Source organism: Symbiopectobacterium sp. (assembly GCF_051710365.1).
Classification (GTDB): domain Bacteria; phylum Pseudomonadota; class Gammaproteobacteria; order Enterobacterales; family Enterobacteriaceae; genus Symbiopectobacterium.
In genome coordinates, this window is sequence record NZ_JBPETA010000067.1 from 1 (window position 1) to 15722 (window position 15722).

The window sequence follows — 15722 nt, forward strand, 5'->3', positions numbered from 1 at the left end:
GAAGCAATGTCTCAATCCTAGCCCATTGATCATCTCGAAGTGCATAGCGACGTGTCATCTCTTACTTTTTAGGCCAAAGTAGACAATCATACACGCTTATCCAAGCATTTGATGACAGGCCCTAGTGTACAGTTGTGTAAATTTAAAATAACGAGACAAACATGAACAGCACAAGCACACCAATGTCGCCGCAGAGCGATAGCGCAGCAAACCACAATAGCTCAATCTCTGCCTGAAAGCCCTACACACAACCGGGCGCGCCGTGCCGCCTGGGGAAGTTTTGTCGGCGCCGTTGTCGACTGGTATGACTTTCTACTGTACGGAATAGTTGCCGCTTTGGTGTTTAACACCGAATTTTTCCCACAGATCAGCCCGACCATGGGCACGTTGGCGGCCTTTGGGACTTTTGGCGTTGGCTTCTTGTTCCGCCCGCTGGGCGGCATGGTGTTTGGTCACTTCGGCGATCGTCTGGGTCGTAAACGCATGCTGATGATCACCGGATGATGGTGATCGCTACCGCGTTCATCGGCCTGTTGCCTTCATTTGCGTCTATCGGCTGGTGGGCTCCGGTGCTGCTGGTCACCCTGCGCGCCATTCAAGGGTTTGCTGTCGGCGGCGAGTGGGGCGGTGCAGCGTTGCTTGCGGTAGAAAGCGCGCCGAAGAAGAAAAAAGCCTTTTACAGTAGTGGCGTGCAGGTCGGTTATGGTGTTGGCTTGTTGCTGGCGACAGGATCTATTTCTGTCGTCAGTCATTGGACGACCAACGAGGAATTTGTGACCTGGGGCTGGCGATTGCCGTTCCTGTTCAGCCTGATACTGGTTGCCATTGCCTGGTGGGTGCGTAACGGCATGAATGAATCGCAGGAGTTTGAAGCCAATAAAACGCTGCAAGAGCGCGCCAACAAACTTCGCTCGTTCCCTATTTTTGAAGCATTGCGTAAACATCCAAAAGCATTTCTACTGATCATTGCCCTGCGCCTTGGCGAACTGTTGACGATGTATATCGTTACGGCCTTTGCGTTGAACTACTCAACCGCACATCTCGGCCTGTCGCGCGATATATTCTTGAATATCGGTCTGCTGGTGGGGGCAATCAGCTGTTTCTCTATTCCTGCTTTCGCCTGGCTGGCGGATAGCTTCGGCCGTCGTCGTATCTATGTCACCGGAGCGCTGATCGGTGCGGCCAGTGCAGTGCCGTTCTTTATCGCGCTGGAGCATCACAACACGGTGCTGATCCTGCTGTTCGCCATTCTGCTGGCGAATGTCGCGCATGATATGATCGTCAGCGTACAGCAGCCGATGTTTACCGAACTGTTTGGTACCGCCTACCGCTATAGCGGTGCAGGTGTGGGTTATTATCAGGTCGCAAGCGTGGTGGGCGGTGGCTTTACGCCGTTTATCGCCGTGTTGCTGGTGACCGTGTTCTCCGGTGCCTGGTATGGCGTTGCGGGTTATCTGGCGATGGGGTGTCTGATCTCAGCAGTGGTCGGTATGAGTATGAAGCCGCAATCAACGGATTAAGTGCTAATTAAGTGCTAATAAAGACCGTAACGCGATAGTGCTTACGTTACGGTCTCTCTCATTATTTTGCGCTAAGTTGCGTTTTAACCGCATCGAGCGCTTCCAGCGCACATTGTTGGTCGATACTGCCCGAGGGCGCGCCACCGATGCCAATCGCCCCAATGGTTTGATCCCACACTTTTAACGGCACGCCACCCGCCAGCAATAAAAAGCCTGGAATATCACGCAGATTTTGCGCTTCAGCATTGGCTTGGGCGTTTTTCATCACGTTTTCTGTGGGTGCTTTCGTAGTGAGTGCGGTAAACGCCTTCATTCGGCTCGCTTCGAGGGTATGCGGGCCGGCGTTGTCCATGCGTTTGGCCAACTTCACTACGCCAGCACGATCGACGATGGTTACCGCCACGTTCACATTCTTAGCACTGCACGACTGGATAGCATGTTGTGCCAGCTGTTCTGCCAGCGCCAAAGAAAGATTTTTTTCGCTTAACACGCCATTGGCAAAGCTGGGAAAGGCGGTAATGCCGTTGAAAAGCAGGGTGGTGATAAGAAGACGTTTGGTCACGTATTCAATGTGTTGCTCCGCAATAAAAATAGTATTCATGCTCTATGTTCTCTTCATGCATTCAGGCTGGTTTTAAACACCTTTTTTGCATGCCAGACTATGTAGCAATACACTCATTGAATACGTGACCCAGGTTAGCATCAGCGCCGTAGACAGCGCCGGAAACCCGGCCAGCGTCAGCGGCACACTGGATATCGTCACGCACACCACGTTCAACGTGACATTGAATACCCCGTTTGTTGACGGCAAGCTGAATGCCGCAGAGGCGGGCGCAGATCAGGTATTGAGCGGTAACACCGGCGTTAACGGCGCGGGGCAAAAGGTGACGGTAACCATCGATGGGAAATCTTATACCGGAACCGTGACAGAGACGGGTCTATGGAGCGTCACCTTACCCGCCGCCGATCTGCAAGACCTGAACGATAGCGCTCACACGCTGATCGTCACCGCGCAAGACAAAGCCGGTAACCCCAGCACGCCCATCACGAGTGGATTTAGCAGTATCGTGGAGAACAATCTATCAGCGGGGATTACCAGGCCATTATTCAATGATGGCTTCCTCAGCGCCAGTGAAGTCCAGGCAGGCGTTACCCTCAATGGGCAAACCGGGCTTGCCAGCAACAGCGGACAAACTGTCAGCGTCAGCATTAACGGCACGGTCTATCCCGCCACCGTGAATGCCAACGGCAGTTGGAGATTGCCGCTCAGCAGCACCGTTCTGTCAGCATTGCCGGATGGCACGGTTAACGTGATTGTCACGGTAACGGATAGCGTCGGTAACAGCACCACCACCACGGGCAGTGCAGAGGCACTATTCCACACCTTGCCAAGCGCCACGGTAGTGCTGCCTTTCGGCGATGGCTACCTCAATCTGGATGAGTCAAATAAGCCGCAGACGCTGAGCGGTAAAACCGGGATCAGCGGCAGCGGACAAACCGTGACGGTGACGCTGGATGCAGGAACCGCAAACCAACAGGTGTTCACTGGCGTGCAAGTAGACGGTTTGGGCGGCTGGTCACTGCCACTGACCTCAACGCAATTGGCGGCATTTACTGAAGGTGGGCATACGTTACTGGTGACCGTCACCGACAAGGCAGGCAACCCCAGCAGCGCTACCGTTAACGTTACTGCGGCATTGACGCTGCCCGCACCTGACATTACCGGACCCTTATTTGGCAGCGACAACATCCTCAACATCGCGGAAGCCAGCGCTCCCATTACCATCACAGGTACCACTAATAGCACCGGCAGTGCGCAAAACATCAAGGTCGAGATTGATCTTAACGGCGTGATTTATCAGGCCGTGGTCACGGACAACACCTGGAGCGTCACCTTGCCAGCCAACGCGTTGAGTTCGTTAGCTGAAAGTGATGACCACACGCTAATCGTGACGGCGACCGACGCAGCGGGCAACACTGCCAGCGACACGGTGACCTTTGAAAATGATTTTCATGCGCCCGCTGTTACGCTCAACACCCCGTTTGATGACGGTTACCTGAATGCAACAGAAATTGCAGCACTGAGCGGTAATGCGGGTGATGCCACGAGCGTTACCGTGAAGATCGGCACAAAATCGTATGATGCCACTGTATCTGGCGGCGTTTGGTCGCTTGACGCTGACCAGTTGATTGGGTTGGTTGATGGCACACAAACCCTGACGGTCACCGCCACTGATGCCGCAGGCAACAGCGCCAGCGTCGGTATCCAGGTGCATATCGTGGTCAATACGCTGCCAACGATTACTTTCGGTGATTTTGTTGGTGGCGATGGGCTAAACTATGTCGAAAGTCGCAGCGCGCAAACCTTGAGCGGCACCTCAACCGGACTGGAAGCCGGGCAAAAAGTGACCGTCACGGTGAAAGGCCACAGTTACGAAACCAATATTGGCGCCGGAGGAAGTTGGTCGGTGTTAATTCCGGCCTCAGAGTTGCAGCAGTTCACCAATCCAACCGAAATCGCCATCCAAGCGCAAGATAAAGCCGGTAACATCGTTAATGAAACACTAGATGTCCCTGTGAATATTGTTCTGCCGCAGGCTCCAACAATGGTGATTAATGCCATTGCCGATGACAACACTATCAATAAGGATGAATCACAAGCACCCATCACCGTTTCGGGGGTGGTGCACCACGGCGATAACCCGCAGACGATCACCTTACTCATTAATGGTATTCAACCAGTTGGAAATGTCACCACTGACAATGACGGTAAATGGAGCCTGGTCATCCCCGTCTCCGATCCAGTCTACACCGCGTTTACGTCAGATGGCGCGGTGACTATCAGTGCGTCAACCGAGGTGAACGGTGATACTGTTGACACCAGCACCAACGTTCAGGTCGACATCACGCCACCAACGGTCATTATCCTCACCTTCGCCGGCGATAACACGCTAAACAACAGTGAACTGGCAACGGCGCAAACCATCAATGGCACCGCCTCCTTTGCGGAAGTTGGGCGCTTTGTCTCTGTGACGCTGAACGGGAAAACCTATCAGGCACAAGTCCTCGATAACGGTAGCGGCACGGGCGGTATCTGGTCGGTTAGCGTTCCCACCGCCGATCTCAATGCGCTCAGTCAAGGACAACATTCGATTACCGCAACGCTGACAGATGCGGCAGGCAACACAAGCAACACCGGTTCGCTCACTATCACGGTTGATACAGACATCCCGCTGCTGACCATCGATGCCTTTGCGGGCAACAATATCCTCACGATGGCCGAAGCGCAACTGGGACAAGTGCTGAAAGGTACAGGTGAGAAAGGGGCTACGGTAACGCTGACGGCAGGTCCGCTCACCGGCAACGTAGTGGTTGATAACAATGGCAACTGGCAGATTCCCTTTACAACCGTCGATCTGACCAAACTCACCGATGGCCCGCAGGTGATCGGCCTGACCATTACTGACGCCGCCGGTAACAGCAGCAGTAACACAGTGACCTTAAACGTATCGCTCAACCAGACGCTGGGCGCAGGCGTTGACGATATTTTCGGTAACAACGGTATCCTCAACTATGCCGAATCGCTGATAACACAGGTCATCAGCGGTCACGCTACCGGCAGTTCTCTGGGTGCCAAAGTCAGTGTCATCATCGCAGGCACCACCTTCGAGGCCACCGTCGGCGCGGGCGGAGCCTGGAGCGTGTCATTCCCGCAGTCTGTATTATCAGGGCTTTCCGACGGACTGCTGCAAGTAGAAGTCGACATCGTTGACGTCAATGGCAACAGCAAGAATGAGCTGGTCGACATTGATGTATTGCGTTCTGTGCCAACGATTGATTCCATTCTGGCTTTTGGTGGTAATGGCCTTGGTTTGCCTTATGGCCTAAATGCGCTTGAAGCAGCAGCCGATCAGATCATTAGCGGCGTGGTCGGAAATATCGATACCACCAAAGGCGCTTATAACATCACCGTCACGCTGGGAACCAAAACCTACACCGCCACCGTAGGGGCTGACGGCGCGTGGAACCTCTCCATCCCCACGCTGGATTTGAAAGCCTTGCAGGACGGCACGCTGGCGCTTGGTGTCAGTGTTACCGATTACGGCGGCAACGTGGTCAGCAAAACCGTAAACGTGCCGGCGATAATTAATAACCTGCCCAGCCTGACCCTCGATCCGATATTCGGTGACGAGCTGCTCAACCTCGCCGATTTGGTAAACGCTCAGACGATCAGCGGCACCGCGCTGAATCTGGCTTCCAGCACGCAACTGACGGATTAATCTGGCAGGGGTAAGAACGTTGACCGCAACGGTCGGGACCGACGGCAAGTGGAGTACCAGCGTCGGCACCGATGCATTAGCATTGCTGCAAAACCTGGGCAATGGCAATGTTACCGTCACGGTGAATGCCGGCGACAGCGTGGATAACAATGTTTCCCTCGGCGGTGGCTTAACGCTGGGCTTCTCCCTGCCCGTGGTTACGCTTAGCCCCATTTTTGGTGGCGATGGTTTCCTCAATTCCGCAGAAGCACTGGTGGCTCAAACCTTGAGTGGAGTGGTCACCAACGCCGCGGTTGGCTCCCAGGTTACCGTGACGCTGGGCAGTAAAACCTTCCAAACTACGGTCGGTGCCGCCGGGGCCTACAGTCTGACCTTGCAACCTTCCGATCTTGCTGCACTGGTTGATGGCAGCGTCTCGGTCAAGGTGGAGGTGACTAACGCCAGCGGTAACACTGGTTCCATCAGCCAAACCATTACGGCCATCACCAAAAACTTACCGACCATCAGCCTTAATTCGCTGTTTGGCGGTGATGGCTATCTCAACGTGGCGGAAGCAGCGCTGGGCCAAACCCTGAGCGGCACCACAACCAATGCAGGGATGGGATCAAAAATAACGCCCACCATTGGTGGGCTTTCGCGGGAAGCCACCGTGCAGGCTGGGGGCGTTTGGAGCATCTCAGTGACGCCAACGGAATTGCAATCATTGGCAAACGGCAACCTGACCGTCAACGCAACGGTGACGGATAAAGCAGGCAATAGTAATAGCACCAGCGCAGGTCTGACGGTGGCGCTCACGCCACCAACCATTACCTTCAACCCGCTGTTTGGAAATGGTATTTTGGATCTTAACGACCTGCTCAGCACACAAATCCTGAGCGGCACCTCTACACAAGCGGCAGCGGGTACCACCCTGACGTTAACGCTTGGAGGAAAAACCTATACCACCACCATCAATGCGGGCGGCAGTTGGTCATTGAACCTACCCACCGTGGATCTGCAAGCGTTGGCGGATGGCTCTTTAACCGTGAATGCGCAACTGACCAATGCCGCAGGTAACAGCATCAGCCAAAACAGCCTGGCAACGGTTGCCATTAATGCCGCACCGACCATCACGCTCAATCCGCTGTTTGGCGGCGATGGCCTGTTAAACGCCGTAGAGGCAGCGACCAACCCAATCATCAGCGGCACCACCACCAACGCCGTGGGTTCAACGCTGCGTGTCACGCTGGGCAGCAGAACCCTGACAACCGTGGTACAAAGCGATGGCACCTGGTCGGTTGGCTTGTCCGCCACCGATCTCACTGCGCTTACCGACGGCAATCTGACACTGGGCGTCTCGCTGGAGACCAGCCATACCGCTGCAACCAGTCACGAAACAAGCACGACGCATGATGACAGTACCTTGACGCTCGCCAGCCTGAATGAGGTGCAAAGTACCGGTGCAAGTGCCACGGTAACCACGCCGAGCGATATCAGCTACAGCATCGGCGGCGTTGCTATCGTGCCCACTGACAGCAACACGCTAACCGGCAGTGATGGCGATGACTTGCTTCAGGTTTCTGTACTTGACGCGCTTCATATCGACGGCGGTGCAGGCACCGATATGCTGGCGCTGAGTGGCGAACATCTGGCTCTGGATCTTACCGCGCTGGGACTCAGCATCGACAACATCGAAATCTTCGATCTCGGAGCTTCGGGTACCAACAGCATCACGCTCGATTTGGCGCGCGCGCTGTCTGTCACCGATAAACCCGAAGATGATTTGCGCATCCTGGGCGCAACGGGCAACGAGGTCAATTTGATCCCCGACCCCAGCGGCACCTGGGCCCTGACCGGGCAACGGGCGCTGGATGGCATGATGTTCGATGTGTATCACAACTCGGCGTTAGAGAGCGGCAACACGCTGGGAGATGTGCTGGTGCAGCAAGGGCTGCACGTCAACATCGTCTAATAATAAAACGGAAGCAACCACCACAGGCACACTGTTGCCTGTGGTGCACACGACGGTCAGGGTGTTGATAATGTTGAAAATTAAGCACACTTTTTTTGCCAGAAATGACGTTTTCCAGCCACACTCAGGAACAGCCTTACGCTGTCTGAGCCTGCTTTTTCTTTTCACCGCTACGTTAGGTGCCCCGCCACTCTTGGCTCAACAACTGGGTGTGACCTGGCAGGCAGCCCCCAGTGAACAGCAGATCGACAGTTTGAGTCTGGAACAGGCCATTCTGCGTGCCTTTGCCCGAAACCCACAAATCGCCCAGGCGGCAGCGCAAATTCGTATCGGTGCCAGCGAATTGAAATTGGCGGAAAGCGCCTGGATGCCACAGATTGCGCTGAACGGCGGCGTTGGTCGACAAAACCAAAGTGACACCCCCGGCACGCGCGGCCGCACCACCTCTGCTGGCGTCTCGTTAACCCAGCTTATCTACGATTTTGGTAAAACCAGCGGCAGCATCGGCGAACAGCATCATCTCTCGGATGCTTACCGCTACCAGCTCTACAGCATCATGACCGGTGTCGGTCAACAAACGCTGCTCGCCTATTTACAGGTCAAGCGCTATCAAACGCTGTCTGCCTCGGCTGAGCGACATATCACCTCGCTTGAAGCCGTGAAAGCCATCGCGCAAATGCGCGCGCAAGCCGGACTGAACTCTCAATCGGATGTGTTGCAAGCGGAGACGCGTATCGCGGGCACGGTCGCGACACTGGAGCAATATCGTGCACAGCAGCGTTCCGCGCTGGCGCAATTGACCGTGTTAACCGGTGTGGTACCTACGCGCCTACCGGATTTGCCGCAAACGCTGCTACAGCAAGAGGTCACCTTACAGGCGTTGCCCTACGAACAAAGCGCGCAGGTACGCAGCGCACAGTCACGTCAGGAAGCGGCCCGACAGCGTATCAGGCAGGCAGAAGCCAAACATTGGCCCAGTTTCTCTGTGCAGGCGGCGCGCGCGCGCAACGATACCCGTAATCGCGCCTACTGGGACGATCAGGTGCGGCTGCTGGTGGAAGCGCCTATCTATCAGGACGGTGCCGTCAGCGCACAGATTGATGCCGCTCAGAATGCACTCGAGGCCGCACAGGCTGAGGTGGAAGCGGCTAAGCTGGATATTAACCAGCGCGCAGCCACGTCCTATGCCGACATGATTGGCGCGCAGCAACGTCAGGCTGCCAGCGAACGCCAGCGCCAACTATACTCGCGATGTCTATCGCGACGAATATCGCCTGAGCAAACGCAGCCTTAACGATCTACTCAGCGTGGAGCAGGACGTGCTTCAGGCTGAAAACGCCCGAGCAATGGCACAGTTTGACGGCTAGGATGCAACAGTCAACTACGCGGCTGCCGTCGATAATCTGCTGGATATGCTCGGCATAGAACGAGACAAAGCCAATGGCGATCGGCTGCCATCACTGTAATGGCATCGAAGGTAATAGTGTGAAAAGTGGCTGATAACCACGTGTTTACTCACAGGAGATTGCATGGCTGCATCTGCCACCACAGAAATATGGATCGCCGCACTGGCAAGAACAGCCGCGCATTATGGGCATGTTATTGATGTGCGCACCGTTGCACAACAGATGCGCTGGCATGAACAACTGCCGCTGGCGCGCAAGCTGGAACAGATAGCTCACCTGATGGGACTGCACACCAGCCTGTGCCGCTGGGATCGTTTGCGCTGGAGTCCCGGTATTCTTCCGGTACTGGCCGCCGCCCATGACGGCAGCGTACTGGTGATCGAAGCCATCGATGAGGACCAGAATTTGCTGTACTGGCGCAGCGACGGTGGCGATTTACAGCGCAAAATCGACAAAGAGACGTTGCAATCGCAGATTCAGGACACGCTGGTGCTTACCGGCATTGCCGAACGTGGTCGCGATGCCCGCATCGATGATTTCGTCAAACCCTACCGTAAACACTGGTTCTGGCAGCACTTTGCCCATGCCAAACGACAGATCGGCGAAGTGGCGCTGGCCTCTATCATCGGCAATGTGTTGGCACTGGCAGGCATTCTGTTTTCGATGCAGGTCTACGATCGCATTATCCCCTCACAGTCGATGCCCACGCTGTGGGTGTTGTTTGGTGGCGTGCTGCTGGCTGCCGCTATTGAATACGCGATTCGTTCATCCCGCACTGTGATCTCCGATTTAATGGGCAAGCAGATCGACCTGCGGGTTTCCGGCATGCTGTTCGCCCGCGCGCTGGCCATCAAGAATGAAGCGCGTCCCAAATCCACCGGATCCTTTATCTCTCAACCGCGAGAAATCGATCAGGTCCGTGAATTACTGACCTCGACCACCGTCGGCGCGGCGGCAGACATGCCTTTTGTGCTGCTGTTTCTGGCACTGATGTCGTTTATTGGCGGCCCGCTGGTGTTTATTCCCATGTTGGCGATCCCGCTGATTGTCATTCCCGGCATCTTGCTGCAATGGCCTATGGCAAAGCTGGCTAAAGAGGGCATGCGCGAGAGCGCGCTGCGCAACGCGGTGCTGGTGGAATCGATTGAGGGCGTCGAAGACATCAAGGCACTTCAGGCAGAACCCTATTTCCAGCGGCAATGGGAGCAAACTCACGAGGTGAGCGCCGCCGTCGGCATGAAGCAGCGCCTCTGGGGCGCACGTCTGACCGGATGGGCGTCGACAGTACAGCAGCTCACCTATGCTGGCATGTTGGTGTTCGGCAGTTATCTGGTGTTGGCCGGCGACATCACCACCGGTACGCTGGTGGCGTGTAGCCTATTGTCATCCCGCACCATCGCTCCGCTGATGCAACTGACCATGGTGTTCTCGCGCTGGCAGCACGCCAAAAATGCCCTGACCGGACTCGATGAACTGCTGCAAAAACCGCTCGACAGGCCTGAGGCACAAGAAATCGCCCACTGCCCAGTGCTGCAAGTCCACTACCAAGTGACACAGGCGCAGTACAGCTACGATCCGGAAAAGGGAAATAACGCGGTGTTTATCAACACGCTGGATATCAAACCTGCCGAACGCGTGGCGATACTGGGCAAGGTCGGCACCGGAAAATCCACTCTGCTCAAACTGCTCGCAGGGCAGGCGACCGCCACATGCGGCAAAGTAACGCTGGACGGCGTCGACATGGCGCACATGGACCCGGCAGACATGCGCCGCCAGGTTGGCTTTCTTTCTCAGGATTCTCGGCTGTTTTTTGGCAGTCTCAGGCAAAACCTGATGCTGGGCAACCCCCACGCCAGTGAGCAGGAATTACTGGCAGCGCTGCGTATCAGCGGGGCGCTCAGCATGGTGCAGCAGGATGCCTCCAGTCTTGAGCGCATCATCCAGGAAGGCGGGTGCGGCCTGTCCGGCGGGCAGTGTCAAGTGTCAAATGGTGCTGTTAAGCCGTCTTATCCTGCGCAATCCGCAGATCGTGCTGATGGATGAACCCACGGCCTCAATGGATGAACAACTGGAAGAACAGGTTATTCGCCAAATGAAAAGCTGGCTGGGAGGGTGCACGCTGGTGCTGGTGACACATCGCCCGGCCCTGCTCAAGCTGGTCGACAGGCTGATTGTCATCGACAACGGGCGCGTTATTGCCGATGGCCCCAAAGACCAGATACTCAAGGCGGTCAGCAAACCGCTGGATAACGCGCAGCAGGTCGCCTGAGGGAGAAAATCATGAACAAGACGCTGTTCAGCGCAAAAGGTAAAGCCTCCTCCAGAGTGATTTGGCTGACGCTGCTGGGGCTGGTGGTGTTTTTCGCCTGGGCGAAAATCGCCATTCTCGATGAAGTCACCGTCGGTAGTGGCAAAGTCACCCCGTCCACGCGAGCCCAGGTGATTGAAAGTCTTGATGGTGGCGTAATTGATAACCTGTATGTCCAGCAAGGGAATATCGTGGAAAAAGGCCAGACGCTGGCACAACTGGACATCAATCGCGCCCAGTCCGTCTACGGTGAGGCCTTTTCGCGCGTAACCACCCTGCGCGCCTCGGCGGAACGGTTGCGCGCGGAGCTAAGCGGAGAGCCGCTGCGCTTTAGCGAAGAGACATTGAAAGATCCCAATCTGGCTGCGCGCGAACGCCAGTTGTATGAATCCCCCCTGCGTAACCGAGATGAAACCGTGCTTAACCTGCAACAATCCATGCGACTGGTAGAACAGGAATTGAAAATGACCGAACCGCTGGTGGCACGCGGCGCCGCCAGTGCAGTCGAAGTGATCCGTCTGCGGCGACAAATCAGTGAAATCCGCGGCAAGATCGATGAAGCACGCAATCTGTATGCCGTCAGGGCGCGCGAAGAGCAGGTAAAAAATAACGCCGATCTGGAAGCACAGTTGGAAGTGGTCAACGGCAAGGCCGACCAGCTACGGCGCGCCACACTCAACTCCCCCGTGCGCGGTATCGTCAAAGATATTCAGGTCACCACAGTTGGCGGCGTACTGCAACCCGGCGGCAAGTTGATGGAAATCGTACTGCTGGAAGACAAACTGCTAATTGAAACCCGCGTCAACCCGCGCGATATCGCGTATATCCGCCCTGGATTGCCTGCCATTGTCAAAATTACCGCCTATGACTCATCGATTTATGGCGATCTCGACGGCGAGGTAGAAAGCGTTTCACCAGATACGTTGCAAGATGAAGTACGGCGCGATCAGTATTATTACCGGGTTTATGTGCGCACGCTGGAGAGTGGGTTGACCAATAAAAACGGCGACCGGTTTGCCATTGTTCCCGGCATGATGGCCAATGTGGAGATTAAAAACGGGCAAAAAAGCGTGCTCGATTACTTGATCAAGCCACTGAATAAAGTGAATGAGGCGCTGCGTGAACGCTAGCGCCTCATCAGCGTATTCCTACGGTGAAACTGCCGTATTACAGCAGTTCAGGAAAGAACACTTGCTTGAGCGCCAGCTCAACGCCGCGCACTTCCGCCAGCCCTTTCAGACGGCCGATAGCCGAGTAACCGGGGTTGGTTTTCTTCTTCAGATCGTCGAGCATCTGGTGACCGTGGTCAGGACGCATCGGAATCGGACGCAGATCGCCCGCCGCTTTACGGCGTGATTCTTCCGTCAGGATCGCTTTCACCACTGCCACCATATTCACGTCGCCGCCCAGATGCGCCGCTTTGTGAAAGATTTTCGGGTTCTGCTCGCGACAGGTCGCTCGCAGGTGGGTGAAGTGGATGCGATCGCCAAAGGTTTCGATCATCTTGACCAGATCGTTATCCGCACGCACACCGTAAGAACCGGTGCACATATGGTGAAACCGTTGTGGATATTATCCACAGTGTCCTTCATCCATTGCATATCCTCAATGGTGGACACCACGCGCGGCAGCCCCAGAATCGGACACGGCGGATCGTCCGGGTGGATCGCCATGCGGATATCTGCTTCTTCGGCAACCGGCACGATTTGCTTAAGAAAGTAGCCCAGATGTTCACGCAGCTTGGCGTGGTCAATGCCGTCATATTCCGCCAGACGCGCGCGGAACTGCTCCAGCGTATAACCTTCTTCCGCCCCCGGCAGACCGGCGATGATATTGCCGGTCAAACGCGCGATATCCGCTTCGGTCATAGCTTCAAAGTAAGCGGCAGCCTGCGCCTGCTCTTCTTCGGTGTAATCGTTCTTTGCACCCTCACGTTTGAGAATGTGCAGTTCAAACGCCGCAAAAGCGATTTGATCAAAGCGCAGCGCTTTGGAGCCGTCCGGCAGTTGGTATTCCAGGTCGGTACGCGTCCAGTCCAGAATCGGCATAAAGTTGTAGCACACGGTGTCGATGCCGCACTGCGCCAGATTGCGCAGTGACTGCTGGTAGTTAGCAATATAGTGCTGATAGCGACCGGTTTGCGTTTTGATATCTTCATGGATCGGCACACTCTCGACCACCGACCACACCAGGCCTTTGGCTTTCAATTCGGCTTTACGCTTTTCGATCTCTTCAACTGTCCAGACTTCGCCATTCGCAATGTGGTGCAACGCGGTCATCACACCCGTCGCCCCAACCTGACGGACATCGTCCAGAGAGACAGGATCGTTCGGGCCATACCAACGCCAGGTTTGTTCCATCTTTATTACACTTAATCAATAACTTTTAAAATCATCGCTTGCGCTGTTCCCGGTCCACGGCAATCGCTACGGGACGACAGGTCATCAATCTCATCAACCAAAGCGGTAAACAGGCCGACCAATTTTGTTTATCATTCCAATGACAGCCTACACCAGCCAGTGAAAAGCACCAACAAGAAAACAAAATAGGTTGACCAATATCACCAAAATAATGCTTTTTGGACAAACAAATTGGCTTTTTACGTGGAAACAAGTACAGTTTTGCCGTGAAACTTTATACCAAAGCGTCTTTTTACATTATTTGGTCAGGCCAATTTTCACCTTGCTCTCCTACAATCTCCACCGTCAAGGGCGAGTGAACGCGCTAACGCATGATGGCCTACCGTACTCAGGGATATTGTTATGACAACGTCGACCACCGCAACGCATCACGCCACCCTTGCCAACACCCCGCTACCAGAGGCTGTACGCCAACCCCAGTACGATCGTAATGCACTCACAAGCAGTATGGTGCACATCGGCTTTGGGGCGTTTCACCGTGCGCATCAGGCGCTGCTTACCGACCGCGTTCTGAGTCAACAAGGCGGTGACTGGGGATACTGTGAAGTGATCCTGTTTGGGGGTGAAAGCCTGATTAGCCAATTGCGTGAACAGGACCACCGCTATACTATGCTGGAAAAAGGGGCAGAAGGCAGTCAGGCCATTGTTATCGGTTCGGTCCACGAATCGCTGCATGCACGTCTGGAAAGTATCTACGCCGTGGTGGAAAAACTGGCAGAGCCACAAGTTAACATTGTTTCCCTGACGGTTACCGAGAAAGGCTACTGCATCGATCGTACCAGCGGCGGCGTAGACATCAATAACCCGCTGATCAAGCAAGATTTGGAATTGCCGACCGCGCCTGCTTCTGCACCGGGTCTACTGGTAGAAGCACTGCGCGTGCGTCGTGAACGTGGCTTGAAACCGTTTACTGTACTTTCTTGCGATAACATGCCGGAAAACGGCAACGTGGTGAAACGCGCAGTGCTGGAGCTGGCACAGTTGCGCAGCGCAGAGCTGGCGGAATGGATCGCGGCCAATGTCACTTTCCCCAACACCATGGTGGACCGCATCGTGCCTGCCGCCACGCCGGAAACGCTGGCTGAAGTGGAGCAGGCCATTGGCATCGCCGATCCGGTAGGCATCGCTTGCGAACCCTTCATTCAATGGGTGGTGGAAGACAACTTTGTTGCGGGTCGCCCACAATGGGAAGTGGCCGGCGCACAGTTGGTGGATGACGTTCTGCCGTTCGAAGAGATGAAGCTGCGCATGCTGAACGGTAGCCACTCCTTCCTGGCTTATCTGGGGTATCTGGCCGGTTACGAACACATTAATGACTGTATGGCGGATGCCCATTACCGTCGTGCGACTCAACGCTTGATGCTGGAAGAACAGGCACCGACGCTGCACGTTAACGAAGATTTACCGGGCTATGCCGCGCAGTTGATTGCCCGTTTCACTAACCCGGCGCTGAAACACCGCACTTGGCAAATCACCATGGACGGTACGCAGAAGCTGCCGCAGCGTATGGTGGAATCCGTGCGCTGGCACCTGCAAAACGGCAGCGATTACAGTTGACTGACGCTGGGTATTGCCGGTTGGATGCGTTATGTGGGCGGCGTGGATGACGCCGGTCAAACCATCGACGTACGCGATCCGATGGCAACACAACTGCGCGCTGTCGTCGATGCAACACAAGACGGTGCAGCACGCGTGCAGGCCCTGTTAGGATTAACCCGTCATTCCGCACCTACTTTAAGAATAAATTCGACGGTATCGCTCGCCGAGAACATCAACGATGGTCTTGTGAACAGAATTGAGGTTGGATACTTGTGGTGGTCTGTCACCAATACTGAAC

4 protein-coding genes and 5 pseudogenes are annotated in these 15722 nt (G+C 55.2%); 7 read left to right on the forward strand and 2 right to left on the reverse strand.

Features of this window, described 5'->3' with window-relative positions:
• Window positions 1–182: 182 nt before the first annotated feature.
• Window positions 183–1520 (forward strand): annotated as a pseudogene (gene shiA / locus ACTBDZ_RS08360) (shikimate transporter).
• Between the two features lie 61 nt (window positions 1521–1581).
• On the opposite strand, the gene ACTBDZ_RS08365 reads toward shiA, so the two are convergent.
• Entirely contained in the window at window positions 1582–2121 is a 540-nt protein-coding gene (locus ACTBDZ_RS08365; RefSeq protein WP_438814980.1) for a GlcG/HbpS family heme-binding protein, read from the reverse strand.
• An 85-nt stretch (window positions 2122–2206) separates the two neighbouring features.
• Here ACTBDZ_RS08365 and ACTBDZ_RS08370 point away from each other — a divergent pair, with 85 nt between their 5' ends.
• The 5 genes and pseudogenes from ACTBDZ_RS08370 (at window position 2207) to ACTBDZ_RS08390 (ending at window position 12595) form a co-directional block, all read left to right on the forward strand.
• On the forward strand, window positions 2207–5800 hold the full coding sequence (locus tag ACTBDZ_RS08370; RefSeq protein WP_438814981.1) for an Ig-like domain-containing protein: 3594 nt from the start codon (window positions 2207–2209) through the stop codon (window positions 5798–5800).
• A 19-nt stretch (window positions 5801–5819) separates the two neighbouring features.
• The gene (locus tag ACTBDZ_RS08375; RefSeq protein WP_438814982.1) at window positions 5820–7751 is read left to right on the forward strand and encodes a hypothetical protein; all 1932 of its coding nucleotides are present in this window, start codon (window positions 5820–5822) and stop codon (window positions 7749–7751) included.
• 70 nt (window positions 7752–7821) lie between these two features.
• Window positions 7822–9217: pseudogene (locus ACTBDZ_RS08380) on the forward strand (TolC family outer membrane protein).
• A gap of 63 nt (window positions 9218–9280) precedes the next feature.
• Window positions 9281–11426: pseudogene (locus ACTBDZ_RS08385) on the forward strand (type I secretion system permease/ATPase).
• Between the two features lie 11 nt (window positions 11427–11437).
• A complete protein-coding gene (locus ACTBDZ_RS08390; protein ID WP_438814983.1) occupies window positions 11438–12595 on the forward strand; it encodes an HlyD family efflux transporter periplasmic adaptor subunit in 1158 nt (385 codons plus the stop codon).
• A 37-nt stretch (window positions 12596–12632) separates the two neighbouring features.
• On the opposite strand, the pseudogene uxuA reads toward ACTBDZ_RS08390, so the two are convergent.
• Window positions 12633–13825: pseudogene (gene uxuA / locus ACTBDZ_RS08395) on the reverse strand (mannonate dehydratase).
• A 402-nt stretch (window positions 13826–14227) separates the two neighbouring features.
• On the opposite strand from uxuA, the pseudogene ACTBDZ_RS08400 reads away from it, so the two are divergent.
• A pseudogene (locus ACTBDZ_RS08400) lies at window positions 14228–15601 on the forward strand (mannitol dehydrogenase family protein); the annotation flags it as partial.
• Between the last annotated feature and the right edge of the window lie 121 nt (window positions 15602–15722).

Bases quoted from the DNA above. Each gene is read 5' to 3' on its own strand.
- ACTBDZ_RS08390 (WP_438814983.1), top strand. From the start codon at position 11,438: ATGAACAAGACGCTGTTCAGCGCAAAAGGTAAAGCCTCCTCCAGAGTG.
- ACTBDZ_RS08365 (WP_438814980.1), bottom strand. From the start codon at position 2,121: ATGAATACTATTTTTATTGCGGAGCAACACATTGAATACGTGACCAAA.